Raw genomic sequence first — 664 nt, 5'->3', positions numbered from 1 at the left:
GAGCAGTACGGTAGCTCGTCGGGCTCATAACCCGAAGGTCGCAGGTTCAAATCCTGTCCCCGCAACCAAATGGTCCCGTGGTGTAGTGGTTAACATGCCTGCCTGTCACGCAGGAGATCGCCGGTTCGACCCCGGTCGGGACCGCCATTTTTTTACATAAAGGCTCGGTAGCTCAGTCGGTAGAGCAGAGGACTGAAAATCCTCGTGTCGGCGGTTCGATTCCGTCCCGAGCCACCATTTTGAAATCGCAAGCCGGCTTAGCTCAATTGGTAGAGCAACTGACTTGTAATCAGTAGGTTGGGGGTTCAAGTCCTCTAGCCGGCACCACTTTCAAAATGAGCCATTAGCTCAGTTGGTAGAGCATCTGACTTTTAATCAGAGGGTCGAAGGTTCGAATCCTTCATGGCTCACCATTTTTAATTTAATGCGGGTGTAGTTTAGTGGTAAAACAAGAGCCTTCCAAGCTCTGGTCGAGAGTTCGATTCTCTTCACCCGCTTTTTATGGGCCTATAGCTCAGCTGGTTAGAGCGCACGCCTGATAAGCGTGAGGTCGATGGTTCGAGTCCATTTAGGCCCACCATAATTATTCCGCAGTAGCTCAGTGGTAGAGCTATCGGCTGTTAACCGATCGGTCGTAGGTTCGAGTCCTACCTGCGGAGCCATA

7 tRNA genes are annotated in these 664 nt (G+C 51.5%); all 7 read left to right on the top strand.

From position 1 onward, the window contains the following. The first annotated feature begins 71 nt into the window (after nucleotides 1-71). Nucleotides 72-147, top strand: a tRNA-Asp gene (locus AC1DTM_RS30380). 14 nt (nucleotides 148-161) lie between these two features. Continuing rightward, nucleotides 162-237, top strand: a tRNA-Phe gene (locus AC1DTM_RS30375). A 14-nt stretch (nucleotides 238-251) separates the two neighbouring features. Continuing rightward, nucleotides 252-327, top strand: a tRNA-Thr gene (locus AC1DTM_RS30370). 10 nt (nucleotides 328-337) lie between these two features. Next, a tRNA-Lys gene (locus AC1DTM_RS30365) sits at nucleotides 338-413 on the top strand. A 13-nt stretch (nucleotides 414-426) separates the two neighbouring features. After that, nucleotides 427-497: transfer RNA gene (locus AC1DTM_RS30360), tRNA-Gly, on the top strand. Between the two features lie 6 nt (nucleotides 498-503). Continuing rightward, nucleotides 504-580: transfer RNA gene (locus AC1DTM_RS30355), tRNA-Ile, on the top strand. Between the two features lie 7 nt (nucleotides 581-587). Next, a tRNA-Asn gene (locus AC1DTM_RS30350) sits at nucleotides 588-662 on the top strand. Nucleotides 663-664 lie beyond the last annotated feature (2 nt).

Source organism: Bacillus sp. P4_D3 (genome assembly GCF_056401855.1).
The sequence above is the reverse complement of the archived record's forward strand: the minus strand, read 5'-3'. Positions and strand labels throughout refer to the sequence as shown.